Origin of the sequence: Salinivibrio sp. KP-1 (assembly GCF_000968645.1) — a bacterium.
GTDB lineage: Bacteria > Pseudomonadota > Gammaproteobacteria > Enterobacterales > Vibrionaceae > Salinivibrio > Salinivibrio siamensis.
The window spans coordinates 604140-624925 of record NZ_LAQR01000001.1 but is presented as its reverse complement, the minus strand read 5'-3'; the positions used below and the strand labels follow the sequence as shown (position 1 = coordinate 624925).

17 protein-coding genes are annotated in these 20786 nt (G+C 49.7%); 11 read left to right on the top strand and 6 right to left on the bottom strand.

Annotated features, from left to right (window positions below):
• Positions 1–88: 88 nt before the first annotated feature.
• Positions 89–814, top strand: a complete 726-nt coding sequence (locus WN56_RS02770; protein ID WP_046073505.1) for a sulfite exporter TauE/SafE family protein — start codon at positions 89–91, stop codon at positions 812–814.
• 73 nt (positions 815–887) lie between these two features.
• Here WN56_RS02770 and tyrP read toward each other — a convergent pair whose 3' ends face one another.
• Positions 888–2060, bottom strand: coding sequence for a tyrosine transporter TyrP (gene tyrP, locus WN56_RS02765; RefSeq protein ID WP_046073504.1), 1173 nt, complete (start codon positions 2058–2060; stop codon positions 888–890).
• A gap of 226 nt (positions 2061–2286) precedes the next feature.
• On the opposite strand from tyrP, the gene WN56_RS02760 reads away from it, so the two are divergent.
• Positions 2287–3540 (top strand): CinA family nicotinamide mononucleotide deamidase-related protein, encoded by a 1254-nt coding sequence (locus WN56_RS02760; protein WP_231637390.1) that lies wholly within the window; start codon positions 2287–2289, stop codon positions 3538–3540.
• 36 nt (positions 3541–3576) lie between these two features.
• On the opposite strand, the gene yfaE is transcribed toward WN56_RS02760, so the two are convergent.
• From yfaE to ubiG, 5 genes are all read right to left on the bottom strand, one after another.
• Entirely contained in the window at positions 3577–3867 is a 291-nt protein-coding gene (gene yfaE / locus WN56_RS02755) for a class I ribonucleotide reductase maintenance protein YfaE (protein ID WP_046073503.1), read from the bottom strand.
• Positions 3864–4997, bottom strand: coding sequence for a class Ia ribonucleoside-diphosphate reductase subunit beta (nrdB, locus tag WN56_RS02750; RefSeq protein ID WP_046073502.1), 1134 nt, complete (start codon positions 4995–4997; stop codon positions 3864–3866). Before nrdB ends, yfaE begins: the two co-directional genes overlap by 4 nt.
• 52 nt (positions 4998–5049) lie before the next feature.
• Positions 5050–7338: a class 1a ribonucleoside-diphosphate reductase subunit alpha gene (nrdA, locus tag WN56_RS02745; RefSeq protein WP_046073501.1), complete on the bottom strand. Its 2289-nt coding sequence runs from the start codon at positions 7336–7338 to the stop codon at positions 5050–5052.
• Between the two features lie 396 nt (positions 7339–7734).
• A complete protein-coding gene (gene gph, locus WN56_RS02740) occupies positions 7735–8391 on the bottom strand; it encodes a phosphoglycolate phosphatase (RefSeq protein WP_046073500.1) in 657 nt (218 codons plus the stop codon).
• A gap of 24 nt (positions 8392–8415) precedes the next feature.
• Positions 8416–9126, bottom strand: coding sequence for a bifunctional 2-polyprenyl-6-hydroxyphenol methylase/3-demethylubiquinol 3-O-methyltransferase UbiG (gene ubiG / locus WN56_RS02735; RefSeq protein WP_046073499.1), 711 nt, complete (start codon positions 9124–9126; stop codon positions 8416–8418).
• 630 nt (positions 9127–9756) lie between these two features.
• On the opposite strand from ubiG, the gene gyrA reads away from it, so the two are divergent.
• From gyrA to pyrF, 9 genes are all read left to right on the top strand, one after another.
• Positions 9757–12432, top strand: coding sequence for a DNA topoisomerase (ATP-hydrolyzing) subunit A (gyrA, locus tag WN56_RS02730; RefSeq protein WP_046073498.1), 2676 nt, complete (start codon positions 9757–9759; stop codon positions 12430–12432).
• A 214-nt stretch (positions 12433–12646) separates the two neighbouring features.
• Positions 12647–13729, top strand: coding sequence for a 3-phosphoserine/phosphohydroxythreonine transaminase (gene serC, locus WN56_RS02725; protein WP_046073497.1), 1083 nt, complete (start codon positions 12647–12649; stop codon positions 13727–13729).
• A gap of 187 nt (positions 13730–13916) precedes the next feature.
• On the top strand, positions 13917–15203 hold the full coding sequence (gene aroA, locus WN56_RS02720) for a 3-phosphoshikimate 1-carboxyvinyltransferase (RefSeq protein ID WP_046073496.1): 1287 nt from the start codon (positions 13917–13919) through the stop codon (positions 15201–15203).
• A 200-nt stretch (positions 15204–15403) separates the two neighbouring features.
• Positions 15404–16087 carry a (d)CMP kinase gene (gene cmk / locus WN56_RS02715; protein ID WP_046073495.1) on the top strand — a complete coding sequence of 228 codons (684 nt, stop codon included), beginning with the start codon at positions 15404–15406 and terminating at the stop codon, positions 16085–16087.
• A gap of 102 nt (positions 16088–16189) precedes the next feature.
• Entirely contained in the window at positions 16190–17860 is a 1671-nt protein-coding gene (gene rpsA / locus WN56_RS02710; protein WP_046073837.1) for a 30S ribosomal protein S1, read from the top strand.
• 72 nt (positions 17861–17932) lie between these two features.
• Positions 17933–18217: an integration host factor subunit beta gene (gene ihfB, locus WN56_RS02705; RefSeq protein WP_046073494.1), complete on the top strand. Its 285-nt coding sequence runs from the start codon at positions 17933–17935 to the stop codon at positions 18215–18217.
• A 288-nt stretch (positions 18218–18505) separates the two neighbouring features.
• Positions 18506–18793: a LapA family protein gene (locus WN56_RS02700; protein WP_046073493.1), complete on the top strand. Its 288-nt coding sequence runs from the start codon at positions 18506–18508 to the stop codon at positions 18791–18793.
• A gap of 3 nt (positions 18794–18796) precedes the next feature.
• Entirely contained in the window at positions 18797–19966 is a 1170-nt protein-coding gene (lapB, locus tag WN56_RS02695; protein WP_046073492.1) for a lipopolysaccharide assembly protein LapB, read from the top strand.
• 87 nt (positions 19967–20053) lie between these two features.
• Positions 20054–20764, top strand: a complete 711-nt coding sequence (pyrF, locus tag WN56_RS02690) for an orotidine-5'-phosphate decarboxylase (RefSeq protein ID WP_046073491.1) — start codon at positions 20054–20056, stop codon at positions 20762–20764.
• Positions 20765–20786 lie beyond the last annotated feature (22 nt).

The window sequence follows — 20786 nt, the reverse complement described above, 5'->3', positions numbered from 1 at the left end:
TCGATAAGATGATCAGCCGTAAAAGCTCGCTCAAGACTGAGTAAATCGTTACACTCTGATTACCTATCTTTACCTGAAGTTACTTTTTATGCCTGATATCGGCGTTTCCATAGCGGTGGCCATGATCTTGGGTCTCGGCTGTTTTGTGCAAAGCTTGGTAGGCTTTGGTATGGCGATTGTGGCGGCACCACTATTGCTGATGATTGATCCCAAACTCGTCCCAACCACCATTTCTATGGTGGGGCTGACATTGGCGAGCATTAATGCTTGGCAATATCGGCATCAACTCTCATTTCGTGATCTTAGTTGGGCTTACTTAGGCCGTGTGCCGGGGACTGCCGTGGCCGGAGGCGTGATGTTGGTCGTCACAACACAAATGCTGGAAATTATCATCGGGGCAGCCGTCTTAATCGCAGTATTGGCCAGTGTCATGCGCTTTGACATTACCCCTAATCGACGAAACTTTTTTGTCGCCGGTTTTACCTCTGGGGTGATGGGCACGACGACGAGTATTGGTGGCCCGCCAATGGCCCTTGTACTGCAACACGCTGATGTCAATAAGATGCGCGCATGCCTGGCGGGGTACTTTGCGATCAGCTGCATCTTGTCTTTGATCGCCTTAAGCGCCACGGACTTTCTGACATGGTGGCACTTAAAGCAAGCGGCTTTTGCGGTGCCTGCTGTACTGGTGGCGACATGGCTTGCTTATCGGGTCGCACCAAAGGTGAAACCGCAGCTCGTCCGTCGGGCAATGTTGCTACTTTGTACCTTAGCTGGGGTCAGCACGCTGGTACGCGGCTTGATGGGTGGATGAAACGTGTAAAACGCAATGACGCCCCAGAGTCAGTGGGGCGTCATTGAATCATTGGATGGTTAGTGAGTGATAATCAGCCAATAAATTGTGCCACCACAACGCTTATTCCTCCCACCATTGCCAAGCTAAGGCCAAGGTTCCCGCCAATCACCTGATAATGCTCATCCGTCGAGACGGTTTGACGTGCTTTACGCACCATCAGCACAGGTAGCACCACCGCAAGAATCACCAGAGCAATTGCCGCGTAACCTAACGCAGTGATAAACCCTTGAGGGTAGAAAAGTGCGAACACCAAAGGCGGTAAGTAAGTAATAGCGGCGGTTTGCAAGCGGCCACGCACACTGTCTTGGCGATTAAAGCTATCGGAAATAAAGTCAAATAATCCTAAGCTAACGCCGAGAAATGACGTGGCTAAGGCTAAATCAGCAAAAAGCGAAATGCTGGAGGCGATATAATCTTGTTGCACCACCGATTGGATGATGGCAACGAACTGAGACAGTTCACCGTTTTGCACCAAGGTAGCTTGTGCCACTGTTCCTAAACTCGCGACTTGCCAAAAAATGTACAGTGCAAGTGGAAGAGTCGAGCCGACGATCATCACTTTACGTAGTGAAGGCAGATCTATCCCGACATAACGTACAATCGAGGGGATACTGCCGTGGAAGCCAAAAGAGGTGAAAATAACGGGCAGTGCAGCGACCAAGAGCCCTTTTTCGACTGGCATCTCTACGAGGTTAATACTGGAGACGTGTGGGGTGAGTAAGGTTAACGCTAAAATCAGGAATAAGACTTTAACGGTAAATAAACCACGGTTGATTAAATCCACTTTACTCGTACCCAGGGTCACCACTAAGCCAAATACGAGGGTGAACAACACCGCACCGGCTGCTGGCGGTAGCTCGATGGTTGACCATTGTGCCAGCTTCTCATTGAGCTGGCTCCCACCGCCCGCAATATAAGCGGCGCACAGAGAGTAAAATAAGAACAACATGGCGAATGAGGCAAGCCACTTGCCCTTATCCCCTAAAAACTGTTTGGCCAGACTGTGTAATGTGGCATCCGCGTCAGCGTACTGATGGACCTCTAGCATTAATAGCGCTGTGTAGGTCATCAGAGCCCACATCGCCCCCATTAATGCCATCGATGCCCCAAATCCAATACCAGCGGAGGCAAGTGGTAAAGCTAGCATGCCTGCGCCAATGGTTGTCCCTGCGATAATCAGCGAACTTCCTAGTACTTTATTCATATTATGTTTAACCAGTGTTAATAAAAAGTTAATTATTGTGTTCGCACAAAAGATAACGTGAATTTATGCGCATTGTGCACTGTCTATGCAGATAAAAAAACGGATGCGTGTAATGCTAAAGGTACGAATAAGTAAAGTAAAGTGTACGGTTAGGCTGGGGTAGTGAATCGAGCGGTCTAATGTCATAATCAAAGACGAATCACGGTGACCAATAAGGAGCGGCAGGGTGGAAAACCAACAACATCAAGCACCAATGCCACAAATCGCGATGCTTTCTACCGGAGAGGAAGTGTTGCTGGGAGATATCACGGATACCAATGCAGCATGGCTATCAAGGACGTTATTTGAGAACGGGCTAACAATGTCTCGTCGCGTGACCATTGGAGATGACCTTGATGATATGGCGATCGAGCTGGTTCGATTATCACAGACAGAGCAAGTGGTCATTGTGAACGGAGGACTGGGACCGACCACAGACGATCTCACTACGGCGGCAATGGCATCGGCGATGGGAGTTGAGCTAACACTGAACGAAGCGTGGCTTGATGAGCTGAAACAGCGCTTTGAGCGTCATGGCAGGCCGATGGCACAAAGCAACCTTAAGCAAGCGATGTTACCTGACGGTGCGCGCTTAATTGAGAACCCGAAAGGGACGGCGTGTGGTTTTCACTGCGAACTCAATGGGTGTCATTTTTATTTTACACCTGGTGTGCCCTCTGAGTTTTTCGACATGGTTGAGCGCCAAATCCTTCCTGAGTTGTTACATGTTTACTCGGCAAAAGCGCGATCTTGTTACCGTTTGTTTACATTTGGCTTGTCAGAGTCTGGGATCAGTGAGGTGATGGCATCATTAGTGCTTCCTGACGATGTGTCACTGGGATATCGCTCGAGTTTGCCTTTTATTGAGGTGAAGCTGTTTATTGATGCAGAGCATGATGAAAAAGACACCATACTTGAGGCGCTGCAACAGCGGCTCGCTGATTATGTGGTGTCATATAATGAGCCAATGGCTTCAGCATTAGCGTTTGATGTTAATCGTCACGGTATTGCGTTGAAAGTGGCTGAGCAGTTCACTGGTGGCTGGCTATCAAGCTTACTCAATGGGCAAGCGGCTTATTTGGTCGAACAAGGCTGGGTGATGTCGAACGCCCATGTGCCAGAGCAAGCGTTGGCCAATCCGTTAGCAGCCTCACTGGCGATGGCCAGTGCGACGATCAGCCCCGAGCAAAAGCAAATTGGCCTTGCCTGTGGTCCGGAACTTCACGGACAAATCTGTGTGGCTATCTCCACACCCGAGGGTGAGTGGGGGCAGCGTTTAAGCTTTAAACGGCAACTGTCTCACGACGATGCGCGCTGCTACATCTCCACTGTATTGTTAGATATGTTAAGGCGTTATTTAAATGGATATACGGTGATTGCCGATTATGCCTCACTGACGCGACATGACGATATTTATATTGATGCAGACAGCATAGAATAGAAGGTCGGTAAGAGAAGGGAAGGCGAGGCGATTGTATTACGCCTCGTTAACTTGTTTTTTGATGTCAGCGGGTTGGTAGTCGAACGCAATGGACACATCAGTCTGCGGCGCACTTTGACAAGCGAGGATTTCGCCTGGCATCACAAAGGCCATGCTTTCTCCCTGCGTGACAGACCCTTGATTAAGCTTACAGCGGCATGCGCCACACATGCCATTTCGGCATTGATATTCAGGCTGAATACCGGCGTCTTCTAACTGCTCTAGCAAGTTTTGGTGGGTGTTGCCACCCACCGTTATGCCGTTCACTTCGATGGTGATACGGGTCATAGTTCGAAGTCACCAAAGTCTTCGACGCTGACTTCGTTATCGATCTGACCGACCAGATACGAGCTAATTTCTGCTTCCTGTGGGGCCACCTGAACATTATCCGAGGACAGCCAAGCGTTAATCCAAGGAATGGGGTTTTGTGTCGCATTGTCATAGGCAGGCGCTAAACCCACGGCAGACATACGCAGATTGGTAATGTACTCGACATACTGACACAATATATCTTTGTTCAAGCCGATCATCGAGCCGTCACGGAACAAATACTCAGCCCAGTCTTTTTCTTGCTCAGCCGCTTTCTTGAACAGATCAAAACACTCTTGCTCGCATTCTTTGGCAATGTCGGCCATCTCAGGGTCGTCTTGACCGCTACGTAGAATGTTGAGCATGTGCTGCGTGCCAGTCAGATGCAAGGCTTCGTCACGGGCAATAAACTTGATGATCTTAGCATTACCTTCCATCAGTTCACGCTCGGCAAAGGCAAAGGAGCATGCAAAACTGACATAGAAGCGAATCGCTTCAAGCGCATTGACCGACATCAGGCACAAATACAGCTGGCGCTTCAGCGCGCGCAGGCTGACGGTGACTGTCTGGCCATTGATCGAATGCGTCCCTTCGCCAAGTTGGTGATAATAGTTACTCAGCTGAATAAGGTCATCATAATACAGGGCAATGTCTTCTGCGCGCTTTTGAATGTGCTCGTTCATCACGATGTCATCAAACACAATCGCCGGATCAGCCACAATATTACGAATAATGTGGGTATAAGAGCGAGAATGAATGGTTTCAGAGAAGCTCCAGGTTTCAATCCAGGTTTCGAGTTCTGGAATAGAGACCAATGGGAGTAGCGCGACGTTAGGGCTGCGGCCTTGGATAGAGTCCAGCAACGTTTGATACTTCAAGTTACTGATGAAAATATGCTTTTCATGTTCAGGTAGCTTGTTGTAATCAATACGATCGCTCGATACGTCCACTTCTTCTGGGCGCCAAAAGAACGACAACTGCTTTTCGATCAGTTTTTCAAAAATTTCATATTTTTGCTGATCGTAGCGGGCAACATTAACGGACTGACCCAAGAACATGGGTTCTTTGAGCGGGTCATTGTTGATTTTAGAAAACGTACTGTAAGCCATGAATCTTATAAACCTCTAGAAAAGGGCCCAGGGGCCCTTTGCATGTCGTGTGTTAGATCTTACATGCACCGCCGGCACAATCATCTTCAGCCGCCTGCGCCGCGGTTGATTCCGACTGACCATCGCTCGCGCCATCACGGGTGTTGTGGTAGTACAGGGTTTTAACCCCCAGTTTGTACGCGGTGAGCAAATCTTTAAGCAGCTGGTTCATAGGAACTTTACCGCTTGCATGTCGGCTCGGATCATAATTGGTGTTGGCAGAAATCGCTTGGTCGACGAATTTTTGCATGATACCGACTAGCTGTAAGTAGCCTTCATTGCTGCCAATGTTCCAGAGCAGTTCGTAATTATCTTTATACTTGTGATACTCAGGTACCACTTGTTTGAGAATGCCATCTTTTGAGGCTTTCACCGAGACAAAACCACGTGGTGGTTCAATGCCATTGGTGGCATTTGAAATTTGTGACGACGTTTCTGATGGCATCAAAGCGGTCAGTGTTGAGTTACGCAAACCATGGGTTTGGATATCCTTGCGCAAGGTTTCCCAATCCAAGTGTAACGGCTCATCACAAATCGCATCCAAGTCTTTCTTGTAGGTATCGATAGGAAGGATACCTTGCGAATAAGTGGTTTCGTTAAACGCAGGACACGCGCCTTTTTCTTTCGCCAGCTCCACGGATGCACGCAATAAGTGATATTGAATCGCTTCAAAGGTACGGTGCGTAAGGCCATTCGCACTGCCATCCGAATAACGTACACCGTGCTTGGCGAGGTGATAGGCAAAGTTAATCACACCCACACCGAGTGTACGGCGGTTCATGGTCGCTTTGCGCGCGGCAGGTAACGGATAATCTTGATAGTCCAATAACGCATCAAGCGCACGAATGGTCAAGTCGGCCAGTTCACCCAGCTCGTCGAGTGATTCAAGCGCACCCAGGTTAAAGGCGGATAGCGTACACAGTGCAATCTCACCGTTCTCATCTTCAACATTGTTCAGTGGCTTGGTCGGCAGCGCGATTTCTAAACACAGGTTCGACTGACGAATAGGTGCCACCGATGCATCAAACGGGCTATGGGTATTACAATGGTCAACGTTTTGAACGTAGATACGGCCTGTTGAGGCGCGCTCTTGCATCATCAGTGAGAACAGATCAACCGCTTTGACTGTTTCGCGCTGGATAGAGGCATCCGCTTCATATTGGGTATATAGACGCTCGAACTCGTCTTGGTCTTCGAAAAAGGCGTCGTATAAGCCAGGCACATCTGACGGAGAGAACAAGGAAATGTTGCCACCTTTAAGTAGGCGGGTATACATCAACTTATTGATTTGCACACCATAATCCATATGGCGTACACGGTTTTCTTCTACACCGCGGTTGTTTTTCAATACCAGTAGCGATTCCACTTCACGGTGCCAAATTGGATAGAATAAGGTTGCTGCGCCACCACGAACGCCGCCTTGCGAGCAGCACTTCACCGCCGTTTGGAAATATTTATAAAACGGGATACAGCCAGTGTGGAAGGCTTCGCCACCTCGGATAGGGCTACCCAACGCGCGAATACGGCCCGCGTTAATACCAATACCTGCGCGTTGCGATACATAGCGAACAATCGCACTGGATGTGGCATTAATAGAGTCCAAGCTATCGTCACACTCAATCAATACGCAAGAGCTAAATTGACGTGTAGGCGTACGTACGCCGGACATGATAGGCGTTGGCAGTGAGATCTTAAACTGCGAAGCTGCATCATAAAAACGACGAATGTAGTCCAAACGCGTTTCTTTAGGGTATGACGCAAACAGGCAGGCAGCGACCATCATGTACAAAAACTGTGCGCTTTCGTAAATCTCACCGGTGACACGGTTTTGCACCAGGTATTTACCTTCCAGCTGCTTCACCGCGGCGTATGAGAAGTTCATATCGCGCCAGTGATCGAGGTAGCTGTCTAGGGTATCGAGCTCCTCTTCGCTGTAATCTTCCAAGATATGCTTATCATACTTGCCTTTCTCGACCATGTTTTTGACATGATCAACCAGCTTAGGTGGCTCGAACTGGCCATAGGCTTTTTTACGTAAGTGGAAGACGGCCAAACGCGCCGCAAGATATTGATAATCTGGGCTTTCTTCGGAGATTAGATCGGCAGCGGCTTTGATGATTGTCTCGTGAATATCTTCCGTGCGCATGCCATCGTAAAACTGGATGTGAGAGCGCATCTCAACCAGAGAAACAGAAACGTTTGAGAGGCCTTCGGCAGCCCAAGTCACTACGCGATGGATTTTATCGAGGTTTAAGTTTTCTTTGCGTCCATCACGCTTTAATACGGTAATTTCTTGGTTCATTTGTATGCTTTCCCAATATTCCCTTGCCAAACTGCTCTTTTTCGCAAGTTTTTATAAAATGCTGATGATTTTTTGGTCGGCCTCTATGCGGACATCTCGTCGCTCATACACTATATATAGGGGGCGATGTCCGAGTCGGTTACAAGATAGTGATATAACCTGCTTTTTGCAAGCCAGTCTTTGTTAGGGTGGGTGTGGATATCTTGGGGATGTTATATCTAAAGTTAGTAATCACCAACCTAGTGACGCAAGGCCGACAAGATTAGTGAGAATTTCAATCACTGAAAGGCAAAAATTGGTAATAAAAAAAATTTATTTTGGTTGATCTTAGCGATGATCAGTGATCGTTTTTAACTGATTGAAAAGACAGCAAACCCCACAAAATGTGGGGTGTGACTAGGATCCAAGAATGGCGCTAAGTTGATCAGGCTTGGCGAAAATATGATCTGCTTTCCAATTATGAACTAAGGCTTGATCGCCGGTGTAACCCCATCCTGCGACGGCTGCGCCCATATTCGCCGCGCGCGCCGCTAATATATCGTTTTCAATGTCTCCGACATACAGTCCTTGTTGTGGCACACAATTGAGGCTTTTGGCTGCTTCAAGCAAAGGCATAGGGTGCGGTTTGGCATGAGCATAGGTATCGGCGCCAACGATGACTTTGGCCCTTTGCAGGCGTGGGAAGAAGGCGAGTAACTGATGCGTGAGCCCTTCGGGCTTATTCGTCACAATGCCCCAAGGGATACGTAACTGATCCAGCTTATCGAGCAGGGTGTCTATGCCAGCGTAAAGCTGGGTGCCATGACATATCGCGTCCCCATAGTGATGAAGAAAACGCGCACGGAGGGCAACAGGGTCTTGATATTGTGCTTGTTCGCCAAACCCAGCACTTAACAGGCCGCGCGCACCGAAACTTGTATGGGTATAAATTTGCTCGCGTGTTAAAGGAGGCAAGTCAAACTCGGCGAGGACGCGGTTAGCGGCCTCACCCATGTCGGGGGCGGTGTCAAGCAAGGTGCCATCTAAATCAAAGAGAATGGTCGATGGGATCATGCTGGCGAGCTCCTTATCAGTCGGCTAGGGCGCGACGGTGTGAACGAGATAATTCACATCGACATTGGCGTTGGAAAGTTTGTAGGTATCAAACACCGGGTTGTAATGCAGCCCTGTCATGTCTTTGGCCGTGAGCGGGGTGTTATCAATCATGTTCATCAGCTCTGAGGGGCGAATAAACTTATGGTGCTCATGGGTGCCTTTGGGAACCAATTTAAGCACATGCTCCGCGCCGACGATCGCGAGCAGCCAAGATTTGGCATTGCGATTCAGTGTCGAGAAAAAGACATGACCACCGGGTTTTACCATCTGTGCACAGGCTTGAATCACGGAGGCGGGTTCAGGCACGTGTTCGAGCATTTCCATACAAGTGACAACGTCGTATTGCTGCGCATAGCTGCTGGCATGTTCTTCCGCGGTTGATTGGATGTAGTGCACATCGACTCCGGCTTCGAGGGCATGCAGCCGCGCGACGGTGAGAGGCTCTTTTCCCATGTCCAGTCCTGTCACTTCCGCTCCTTCCTGAGCCATGCTTTCAGCTAAGATGCCGCCGCCGCATCCGACATCAAGTACTTTTTTGCCGAATAATCCGCCCGCTTTATCCAAGACATAATCGAGGCGTAATGGGTTGATTTGATGCAAAGGTTTAAATTCACCCTCTAAATCCCACCAACGCGAGGCCATATCCTCGAATTTTTGAATTTCTGCCGGATCGACATTGGGTACTTGGCTCATAACTGCAGCTTCCTTATCGGTTTTGCTGCATTATAACGAAATCCAACGCGATAAAAAGAAGCCGTGCTTCTCGCGGGACCGGTGGGTGTCGTGAATAGGGATCGGCGACGCTGAGTGGGAGGTAACATGTAGAGGTAAAGAAATAGCACGACGGCCAGCCACCGCCGTGCAGAAGGGAGCGGCGTTACGCCGCGGTTAAAATGGCGCTGGTCGCTATTATTCCAGCCAAAAGGTATTTGCCTGCGATTAGGCAGGCACCAATCGCGTTAACGATACGAGTGAGCATCATGCCTCCTCTTTAGTATCAAGTTGACCAACGTTAGGTCGGTCAGGCACGTCACTTCTAAGTATGGTTGATATTTCGGCGCCTGCTAAAAAAGTGATCTTGTGCTCAAGTTAAGCTAATTATTCCTTTTTCGCGCTCAGACACCTTGTGGGCTTTCCTAGTAAAAAAACCATAGTTAGCTACGCAAGTGGTGGCTTTTTGTCCGTGTAGACGCGTTCAGAGCGCCTGCTAACGAGATCCGTGATACATCTTAGCCATATTCGCGTGTCTCCAAAGAGGGTTTGTGTTATTCTCCGTGGTCACGTATTTGAATACGCAAACATTATTTGAGGGATGTTGGCTCCATGAGCGATCTTGCTAAAGAGATCACGCCAGTCAATATCGAAGAGGAGCTAAAAAGCTCGTATCTCGACTATGCAATGTCCGTCATTGTTGGCCGAGCTCTTCCTGACGTGCGTGATGGCCTAAAGCCAGTACACCGCCGCGTATTATTCGCGATGAACGTACTTGGCAACGACTGGAACAAGCCATATAAGAAATCGGCCCGTGTGGTCGGCGATGTAATCGGTAAATATCACCCGCATGGTGATAGTGCGGTATACGATACGATTGTGCGCATGGCGCAACCGTTCTCACTGCGCTACATGTTGGTAGATGGCCAAGGTAACTTCGGCTCCATCGACGGTGATTCAGCAGCCGCAATGCGTTATACCGAAGTGCGCATGGCGAAAATTGCCCATGAGCTGCTTGCCGATCTCGATAAAGAAACCGTGGATTATGTGCCGAACTATGATGGTACTGAGCAAATCCCGGACGTATTGCCAACGCGTGTCCCCAACCTGCTGGTTAACGGCGGCTCCGGGATTGCGGTCGGGATGGCAACCAACATCCCACCTCACAACCTTACCGAAGTTGTTAACGGATGTCTGGCGTATATCGATAATGAAGATATCACTATTGATGAGCTGATGGAGCACATTCCAGGCCCAGACTTCCCGACAGCGGCAATGATTAATGGTCGCAAAGGGATTGAAGACGCGTATAAAACAGGGCGCGGAAAAATCTACTTGCGTGCCAAGGCGGATATCGAAACCGACAAAAATGGTAAAGAGACCATTGTTGTCAATGAAATCCCCTATCAAGTCAACAAAGCGCGTTTGATTGAAAAGATTGCCGAGCTGGTTAAAGACAAGAAAATTGATGGCATTTCCGCGCTACGCGATGAGTCTGATAAAGACGGCATGCGGATTGTTATTGAGTGTCGACGTGATGCGGTGGCTGAGGTAGTACTTAATAACCTCTATGCGCAAACCCAATTACAGACGTCATTCGGCATTAATATGGTGGCGCTGGATAATAACCAGCCGAAGCTCTTTAACCTAAAAGGGATGCTTGAGTGCTTTGTTAACCACCGCCGTGAAGTGGTCACACGTCGCACGGTCTATGAATTACGCAAAGCCCGTGACCGTGCCCATATCTTGGAAGGCTTGGCGGTCGCACTGGCGAACATCGACGAAGTCATTGAGCTTATTCGTCAAGCCCCTACGCCTGCGGTAGCCAAACAAGAGCTACAAGATCAAGGTTGGGGACTCGGTGGTGTGTCTGCCATGTTGGAAGCTGTGGGTGGTGAAAACGCGCGTCCTGAATGGTTGGCGCCAGAATTTGGTGCCCGTGATGATGGCTCTTACTACCTCACTGAACAACAAGCACAGGCGATTCTGGATTTACGTTTGCACAAGCTCACCGGGCTTGAGCACGAAAAAATCCTGGACGAGTATAAAGGCCTGCTCGAGCAAATTGCGGAGCTGCTGCATATCTTGGCCAGTACCGAGCGCTTGATGGAAGTGATCCGCGAAGAGCTCGAAGCCGTCCGTGATGGTTTTGGCGATAAACGCCTCACCGAAATTACTGCCGCGAGTGCAGACATTGATATTGAAGATCTTATCAATGAAGAAGACGTGGTAGTGACTTGGTCACACGATGGTTACGTTAAGTATCAGGTTCTGAGCGATTATGAAGCGCAGCGCCGTGGCGGTAAGGGGAAATCAGCGACGCGAATGAAGGATGAAGACTTCATTGAGCGACTGCTGGTTGCTAATACCCATGACACAATACTGTGCTTCTCGACGCGCGGGCGTATGTACTGGCTGAAAGTCTATCAGCTGCCGCATGCATCGCGTAATGCGCGCGGTAAGCCAATTGTGAATCTACTCCCGCTGGAAGAAGACGAGCGTATTACCGCGATCCTGCCAGTGCGTGAGTATGAAGAAGACAAATACGTCTTTATGGCCACAGCTCATGGTACCGTGAAGAAAACACCACTGACTGACTTTAGCCGTCCACGTAGCGCCGGGATCATTGCAGTGAACTTGCGTGAGGGCGATAGCCTGATTGGGGCCCAGCTCACTGATGATAGCAGTGAAGTCATGCTGTTCTCGCAATTCGGTAAAGTAGTGCGCTTCCTCGCATCGAATGACACCGTTCGCGCGATGGGTCGTACCGCCGCGGGGGTACGAGGCATTCAATTGGCTGAAAACGATCAGGTCGTCTCTTTGATTGTGCCGCAAGAGAATGCGGAAATCTTGACCGTGACCGAGAACGGTTTTGGTAAGCGTACAGCGTTGGCAGAATACCCAACCAAGAGTCGTGCGACCAAAGGGGTGGTTTCGATCAAAGTCTCTGAGCGTAATGGCGACGTTGTCAGTGCCATCCAAGTCTGTGAAGGCGATGAGCTGATGATGATCACCAATGCGGGGACCTTAGTCCGTACTCGCGCAGAAGAGGTGAGTCAAGTGGGGCGTAACACCCAAGGTGTACGCTTGATTCGCGTCAGTGATGACGAGAAAGTGGTGGGCCTACAGCGCATCGAAGAGCCAGACGAAGATGAGATGGAAGCCTTGGCCAATGAAGCCGGGACAACCACTCAGTCGGACGGCAGCGAGGCATCAGCGCCTACCGATGATGATCAACGCGATGATAACGATCAGTCGCCCGTGTCTGATGATGATCAAAACGCGTAAGTTGTCGCTTAGATAATGTCTTAAGGGTGCAGTGAACTGCACCCTTTTTTATTGCCTATTGACAGGAGAGCATGGAAATTGTGATCGAATCTGCGTTGGCGCTTTCAAATTGCGCGCGAAACGTGTTAAATCAATCACACACCATTTAAAACAGAGTCAATCCTTGTAGGCCTCCTGGCCACAAGTGATGAATAAGCAGGAGCCCCTCCCCAACATGGATAAGGTATATAATTTCTCCGCAGGCCCCGCGATGTTGCCGCGTGAAGTGATGCTAAAAGCACAAAAAGAATTGATGAACTGGCAAGACCTTGGTACCTCGGTCATGGAAGTGTCGCATCGCAGCAAAGCATTCTTAAATGTTGCTCGTCAGTCAGAGCAAGATTTGCGCGAACTCCTAGTGATTCCTGACAACTACCATATTCTATTTTGCCAAGGGGGCGCGCGTGCACAGTTTGCCGCGGTGCCCATGAATCTCATGGGGAACCACACCATCGCAGACTATGTCGATGGCGGTTACTGGGCAGAAAGTGCGGTCAAAGAGGCCAAGCGCTATTGTACGCCCAACGTTATCAATGTTCGCCGCGAGCGAGAGGGAAAACGTGCAATCTCGCCGGCGAAAGACTGGCTACTGAGTGATGATGCAGCCTATGTCCATTTCTGCCCTAACGAAACCATTGATGGCATTGAAATTAATGATTTGCCTGAGACCAATAAACCCATTGTTGCCGATATGTCATCGACCATCTTGTCACGTCCGATTGACGTATCTAAATATGGGGTGATCTACGCCGGTGCGCAAAAGAACATTGGCCCTGCAGGGCTGACCCTGGTGATTGTACGTGACGACTTATTGGGACTGGCGCGAGATGTACTTCCTAGTGTGCTTAATTACAAGGTCTTGGTAGAGAAAGACTCGATGTTCAACACGCCGCCGACCTTTGCCTGGTATCTGGCCGCCGAAGTCTTTAAATGGCTGAAAAAACAAGGCGGGATTGAAGCCGTTTATGCACGCAATCAACAAAAAGCAGCCCTGCTTTACCAAGCTATTGATCAATCGAGCTTATATCGTAATGACATTCACCAAGACAATCGTTCCTTGATGAATGTGCCGTTTCAGTTGGCGAACAGCGACCTGGATGAGACTTTCCTCGCTGAAGCAACGGAACAAGGCTTACATGCGCTGAAAGGCCACCGAGATGTGGGTGGCATGCGAGCCTCTATCTATAACGCCATGCCCCTTGAAGGGGTGCAAGCGTTGGTCGACTTTATGGCCAAGTTCGAGAAAAAATATGGCTAATGAAAGACGGTAGCGATGGCTGCGTTTTTTAACGGTGTTAAGTAGAAAACGGTGTGAAAAACGAGCCGCTTCCTTGTTGGAGGCGGCTTTTGCTTTCTCTTCACTGAAGGTGATAAAAATAATAATTGTGAGACTGCCGGTATTTTGGTTACTCTGGGGGCACTAAGCATCACGGATATAAACCAGAATGGAGCAACTGACACTTTCCCCGATTTCTTATGTCAACGGCCAGATTAACCTTCCCGGCTCAAAAAGCGTGTCGAATCGCGCATTACTCCTTGCCGCTCTAGCCTCAGGCACCACCCGACTAACCAACTTACTGGATAGTGACGATGTACGTCATATGCTCAATGCGTTTACCGCGTTGGGAGTAGAGTATCAATTGTCCAGCGATCGCACCGAATGTGTGGTACAAGGGCTGGGACAGCCGTTTCATCTCGCCGAGCCAACCACGCTGTTTCTCGGTAATGCGGGAACGGCGATGCGCCCTTTGACGGCGGCACTATGCTTGGGAGAGGGTGACGTCACCCTGACGGGTGAGCCACGGATGAAAGAGCGTCCTATTGGCCACCTTGTTGACGCCCTGAATGCGATTGGTGCTGATATCCAGTATCTTGAAACTGAGGGCTATCCGCCACTACGTATCCAAGGCACTGGCCTGGTAGGTGGCGATGTGAGTATCGATGGTAGCATCTCGAGTCAGTTTCTCACCGCACTACTGATGGCCGCGCCGTTTGCTGAGCAAGAGACCCGGATCACTATTAAAGGGGAGCTTGTCTCTAAGCCTTATATTGATATTACCTTGGCAATCATGGCGCAGTTTGGTGTTGAGGTACAAAATGATAACTACCAAGCGTTTGTGATCCCAGCTGGACAGCGTTATCAATCACCGGGTCACTTTATGGTGGAAGGTGATGCCTCATCCGCTTCTTACTTCCTCGCGGCGGCCGCGATTAAGGGCGGTGAAGTCAAAGTGACGGGCATCGGGCGTCATAGTGTGCAAGGTGATATCCAGTTTGCCGACGCACTCGCGGCGATGGGCGCCGAGATTGAGTGGGGAGAGGATTATGTTCTCGCCCGTAGAAAGACGCTTAAAGGCGTCGACATGGACTTTAATCATATTCCTGATGCAGCGATGACCATTGGCGTCGCGGCCTTGTTTGCAGAAGGGCCGACATGGATTCGCAACGTGTACAATTGGCGTGTTAAAGAAACCGATCGCTTATATGCCATGGCTACCGAGCTGAAAAAAGTGGGCGCTGTGGTTGAAGAGGGCGAAGACTATCTGTACGTCGAGCCACCAAAGCAGTTACACCACGCGGCCATCGATACCTATGACGATCATCGGATAGCGATGTGCTTCTCGTTGGTCGCATTGAGCGATACGCCCGTCACTATTAATGACCCGGGCTGTACCTCAAAAACCTTCCCTGATTATTTCGAGAAGCTCGCGGCAATCAGCACCACGAAATAACCATGCTGCAACACATTGCTGCTGATATCCACGCAGCAGCAATGATTTCCAGCCGGATTTCTTCTATACTATGCGCCGATTTATCGATGTGCTTGTTGGGCAAACGGTGTGTTTGTCGCGTCACGGTATGGCAGGCGTCAAACCCATTTAACGCCTCAAGCGAAGCGAATCGAGTAAAGTTGACGAACGTGGAGAGATTTATGCCGACACAGGCGCCTGTGATTACAGTAGATGGACCGAGTGGTGCAGGAAAAGGAACCTTATGTATGCGGTTGGCGGAGACACTAGGCTGGCATTTGCTAGACTCTGGTGCCATCTACCGTGTTTTGGCATTAGCGGCGATTCATCATGACGTGGATACCTCATCGGAAGACGCGTTGGTACCGCTGGCTGCGAACCTAGACGTTCAATTTATCGCCGAAGGTGATCTGGTGAAGGTGATTCTCGAAGGGGAAGACGTATCGGGCACCTTACGCACAGAGCAGGTGGGGAATCAAGCGTCGAAAGTCGCTGCACTCCCGCGTGTTCGTGAGGCATTGTTGCGTCGTCAACGTGCGTTTGTCGGCGAGCCGGGTTTGATTGCTGATGGCCGTGATATGGGTACCGTGGTGTTCCCGCAAGCGGAGGCGAAAATCTTCCTTGATGCTAGCGCAGAAGAACGCGCACGCCGGCGCCAGCACCAGTTGCAAGGCAAGGGGGTTAATGTTACCTTTGACCGCCTTTTAAGCGAAATTCAAGAGCGTGATGATCGTGACCGCAATCGAGCGGTGGCACCGTTGCGCCCCGCGTCAGATGCATTAGTGCTAGACTCAACGTCGTTATCAATCGACGAAGTGATTGCACAAGCACTGGCGTTTATTGAAAGCAAATTATCGGCTGCATAAGCAGTCTATAACCGTTAGCTGCAAGGATGATAGCTAACATATTTAACAACCCCATGCGGTAGGATACCCGTGGACGTTTATCAAATTGAAGATTTAAATATAATGACTGAATCTTTTGCTCAACTCTTTGAAGAGTCTCTAAAAGAAATCGAAACTCGCCCAGGTTCTATTGTTAAGGGTACTGTTGTTGCTATCGAGAACGGTTTCGTTCTGGTTGACGCAGGCCTGAAATCTGAATCGTCTATTCCAGCTGACCAATTCAAGAATGCTGCTGGCGAACTTGAAATTGAAATCGGCGGTGAAGTCGATGTAGCCCTGGACGCAGTGGAAGATGGTTTCGGTGAAACTCAGCTTTCTCGTGAGAAAGCGAAGCGTCACGAAGCTTGGATCCAGCTAGAGAAAGCGTACGAAGAAGCTGAAACCGTTAACGGTGTTATTAACGGTAAAGTGAAAGGTGGTTTCACCGTAGAACTGAACGGCATCCGTGCGTTCCTACCGGGTTCACTGGTTGACGTTCGTCCAGTACGTGATACTTCTCACCTGGAAGGCAAAGAGCTCGAGTTCAAAGTAATCAAGCTTGACCAGAAGCGCAACAACGTTGTGGTTTCTCGTCGTGCGGTTATCGAGTCAGAAAACAGCGTTGAGCGTGACGAGCTGCTAGCTTCTCTGCAAGAAGGCATGGAAGTTAAAGGTATCGTTAAGAACCTGACTGACTACGGTGCGTTCGTTGATCTTGGCGGCGTTGACGGCCTGCTTCACATCACTGACATGGCGTGGAAGCGCGTTAAGCACCCATCAGAAATCGTTAATGTTGGTGACGAAATCAACGTTAAGGTTCTGAAGTTTGACCGTGAGCGTACTCGCGTATCACTCGGCCTGAAACAACTGGGTGAAGATCCATGGGTAGCTATTGCTAACCGTTACCCAGAAGGTCACAAGCTGACTGGTCGCGTAACCAACCTAACTGACTACGGCTGCTTCGTTGAAATCGAAGAAGGCGTTGAAGGTCTGGTACACGTGTCTGAAATGGACTGGACCAACAAGAACATCCACCCATCTAAAGTGGTTAATGTGGGTGACGAAGTTGAAGTCATGGTTCTGGACATCGACGAAGAGCGTCGTCGCATCAGCCTTGGTCTGAAACAGTGTAAAGCCAACCCATGGCAGCAATTCGCTGAAACTCAGAACAAAGGCGACCGTGTTACTGGTAAGATCAAGTCAATCACTGACTTCGGTATCTTTATCGGTCTAGACGGCGGCATCGACGGTCTGGTTCACTTGTCTGACATTTCTTGGAACGTGGCTGGCGAAGAAGCCGTTCGCGAATACAAGAAAGGCGACGAGATCTCAGCAGTGGTTCTTCAGGTTGACGCAGAGCGTGAGCGCATCTCACTTGGCATCAAGCAGATGGAAGAAGACCCATTCAACAACTACCTGGCAGCTAACAAGAAAGGTGCTATCGTTAACGGTACGGTAACGGCTGTTGACGCGAAAGGCGCAACGGTTGAGCTAGCCGACGGTGTTGAAGGTTATCTGCGTGCTTCTGAAGCTGCGCGTGACCGTGTTGAAGACGCGACTCAAGTGCTTTCAGTTGGCGACAGTGTTGAAGCGAAGTTCACCGGTGTTGACCGTAAGAACCGCGTGCTAAACCTGTCTGTTCGTCTGAAAGACGAAGCTGATGAGCAAGAAGCGATGGCTAGCCTGAACAAATCTGATGAAGGCGCTATCGGTAATGCTATGGCTGACGCGTTTAAAGCAGCGAAGAGCGAATAATGTATAAGTTGAGGGGGAAATTTTCCCCCTCTGCATTTATACTGTTGAGAAACATACTAAAGCGGGGTGTCTATGACCAAATCTGAGTTAATTGAAAGGCTCTGTAGTCAGCAAGCCCATCTGTCTGCTAAGCAGGTAGAGGATGCTATCAAGGAAATCCTTGAGCATATGGCGACCACACTTGAAAGCGGTGATCGGATCGAAATCCGTGGTTTTGGTAGTTTCTCACTACATTATCGCGCGCCTCGCGTGGGGCGTAACCCGAAAACAGGGGAAAAAGTTGAGCTTGACGGTAAATACGTCCCTCACTTCAAACCTGGTAAGGAACTTCGTGATCGCGTTAACATCTATGGTTAAGCGATAGACGCTGAAAAAAACGGCATGCTGTAGGTATGCCGTTTTTTTATGTCTATCGATCATAGCTTGCGTGGCGAATTTCCTGCATAATCATACCTTCTGTGTAAGATCTTGTACCCACAACTAAAACCTTGTCGCTTGCCATCATGCGAGTGGATAGCACGGGCCAAGGGTGCATTAGTAACGTTTTGTTGTATCAAGCAAACGTTCACAGTGACAAGTGCCTCGCATCTTGTCGTTCTGCCATAATTGAAGAGGCACTAGGCCTTTCGCAATGAGGGAATACTTGTGAAAATACTCGGCATTCTGTTTCTGGTGTTATGTTTTCTGATCACCTTGGCGCTGGGAGCGCAAAACCAAGATGTGGTCAACTTTAACTACTTAATCGCCCAAGGTGAGTTTCGTCTCTCTGTTATCTTGGGTATTGTCTTTGTCATTGGCTTTGGCATCGGCTGGTTAGTCTGCGGTGCGTTATACCTAAAAGCGAGAGTGACCGCTCGAGGGCTGCGTAAACAGGTGGAAAAGCAACGCAAAGAACTTGATAAATTGCGTACGGACCCGCTAAAGGAACAATAATTCATGCTAGAGCTGTTGTTTCTGTTGCTCCCTATTGCCGCCGGTTATGGCTGGTACATGGGTAACAGGAATGCTCGTCATCGACGGCAAGAACAGTCACATCACTTGTCTCGCCAGTATGTGGCGGGGCTGAATCTGCTGCTGTCTGAACAGTCTGATAAAGCGGTTGATCTGTTTATTGAGCTTTTACAGGTCGACAATGAGACCATTGACACCCACCTTGCCCTAGGCAACCTGTTTCGCTCTCGGGGCGAAGTCGATCGCGCCATTCGCATCCACCAAAACCTGATTGCTCGCCCTAATCTGACGCTTGATCAACGTAACCTTGCCATGCAACAACTGGCCAAAGATTACATGGTCGCCGGGTTTTTTGATCGCGCAGAAAAGATATTTTCTGAGCTAGTGGATGAGCCAGATTATCAAGAGTTTGCCCTTCAGCAGTTGTTAGCCATCTTTCAGCAAACCCGAGAGTGGGAAAACGCGATTGATACCGCGAGCAAACTGGTCAAGATGGGCAAACAAAAATTACGTAAAGACATCGCTCATTTTCACTGCGAACTGGCGATGCAACAGCTCGCCGATGGCGACGAACATAAAGCACGACAATGGCTACGTCGCGCCTTGTCGTATGATAAAAGTTGCGTGCGCGCCAGCTTGAAGCTGGCCAAGCTTGATATTGAGCACCAAGATTATAAAGGCGCCATCAAGCAGCTAGAGAACATCCTTGAGCAGGATGCGGACTTTGTCAGTGAGGCGTTACCACTGTTGGCGGAGAGCTATCGCGCGCTAGGTCGTGAAATGCATCTGGTTCGGTTTTTAAAAGAATGCATTGAAAAGAATGCTGGGGTGAGCGCGGAGTTGATGCTATCAGAAGTGATCGGTAACAACGAAAATATCGCGATGGCGCAAAGCTTTCTCACCCGCCAGCTTACTCGCAATCCGACCATGCGCGGCTTTCACAAGTTAATGGAATACCATGTTGAGCAAGCGGAAGAGGGACGCGCAAAAACCAGTCTGAACACGCTAAAAGACTTGGTGGCGGAACAGATGAAAGTGAAGCCGCATTATCGTTGTCGAAAATGTGGTTTCTCGACCCACTCGCTCTACTGGCAATGTCCTTCTTGCAAAAGCTGGGGGGCAATCAAGCCAATTCGAGGGCTTGATGGTGAATAATGGCGATGCGCAAGCATCGCCGTTTTTTTATATATCGTGGCGGTATACCTGCTGAGATGAATCGGAAACAAGGAACTAGGAGACAACATGCACGACCCAAAAGTCATTGTGGCACTTGATTATGCGAATATGAACCACGCCTTGGCCTTTGCCGAGAAGATAGAACCAGGTTCATGTCGCTTAAAAGTGGGCAAGGAAATGTTCACCTTATTTGGGCCGGCATTGATTAAGCAGCTGCATGCGGGTGGGCACGAGGTTTTTCTCGACCTTAAATTTCACGATATCCCGAACACGTGTGCACGAGCGGTCGCGGCAGCGGCAGAGCTGGGTGTTTGGATGGTCAACGTCCACGCCGCTGGCGGGGAACGAATGATGGTTGCTGCACGTGAAGCCTTAGTGCCTTATGGGGGCAACCGCCCTTGGCTGATTGGTGTGACCGTGTTAACCAGCATGACGGCGGTGGATTTGGCAGACAGTGGTATTCAGATATCGCCACAGGCGCAAGTGCAGCGCCTTGCGGGTCTGACGCAGCAGGCAGGCCTTGATGGTGTTGTTTGCTCCGCGCAGGAAGCGAGCCTGCTCAAGGCACAGTGTGGGGACGCCTTTAAATTAGTCACGCCAGGTATACGCCCAGCTGGGAGCGACAAGGGTGACCAACGCCGAGTGATGACGCCCGAGCAAGCGGTACAAGCCGGCTCTGACTATCTCGTCATAGGTCGCCCTGTCACGCAAGCGGCGGACCCCGCTGCTGTGCTTGCGTCAATTAACCAATCGTTGAATGACCAAAGTGCCGAGTGACTGGCGTTGCGAGTAACTTAAG

Excerpts from the sequence above, each read along its gene's own strand:
- gph (WP_046073500.1), bottom strand. The coding sequence starts at position 8,391 with ATGATCCCATCGACCATTCTCTTTGATTTAGATGGCACCTTGCTTGAC.
- nrdA (WP_046073501.1), bottom strand. The coding sequence starts at position 7,338 with ATGAACCAAGAAATTACCGTATTAAAGCGTGATGGACGCAAAGAAAAC.
- cmk (WP_046073495.1), top strand. The coding sequence starts at position 15,404 with ATGCCGACACAGGCGCCTGTGATTACAGTAGATGGACCGAGTGGTGCA.
- nrdB (WP_046073502.1), bottom strand. The coding sequence starts at position 4,997 with ATGGCTTACAGTACGTTTTCTAAAATCAACAATGACCCGCTCAAAGAA.
- WN56_RS02770 (WP_046073505.1), top strand. The coding sequence starts at position 89 with ATGCCTGATATCGGCGTTTCCATAGCGGTGGCCATGATCTTGGGTCTC.
- rpsA (WP_046073837.1), top strand. The coding sequence starts at position 16,190 with ATGACTGAATCTTTTGCTCAACTCTTTGAAGAGTCTCTAAAAGAAATC.
- gyrA (WP_046073498.1), top strand. The coding sequence starts at position 9,757 with ATGAGCGATCTTGCTAAAGAGATCACGCCAGTCAATATCGAAGAGGAG.
- pyrF (WP_046073491.1), top strand. The coding sequence starts at position 20,054 with ATGCACGACCCAAAAGTCATTGTGGCACTTGATTATGCGAATATGAAC.
- ihfB (WP_046073494.1), top strand. The coding sequence starts at position 17,933 with ATGACCAAATCTGAGTTAATTGAAAGGCTCTGTAGTCAGCAAGCCCAT.
- serC (WP_046073497.1), top strand. The coding sequence starts at position 12,647 with ATGGATAAGGTATATAATTTCTCCGCAGGCCCCGCGATGTTGCCGCGT.
- yfaE (WP_046073503.1), bottom strand. The coding sequence starts at position 3,867 with ATGACCCGTATCACCATCGAAGTGAACGGCATAACGGTGGGTGGCAAC.
- tyrP (WP_046073504.1), bottom strand. The coding sequence starts at position 2,060 with ATGAATAAAGTACTAGGAAGTTCGCTGATTATCGCAGGGACAACCATT.
- lapB (WP_046073492.1), top strand. The coding sequence starts at position 18,797 with ATGCTAGAGCTGTTGTTTCTGTTGCTCCCTATTGCCGCCGGTTATGGC.
- aroA (WP_046073496.1), top strand. The coding sequence starts at position 13,917 with ATGGAGCAACTGACACTTTCCCCGATTTCTTATGTCAACGGCCAGATT.
- ubiG (WP_046073499.1), bottom strand. The coding sequence starts at position 9,126 with ATGAGCCAAGTACCCAATGTCGATCCGGCAGAAATTCAAAAATTCGAG.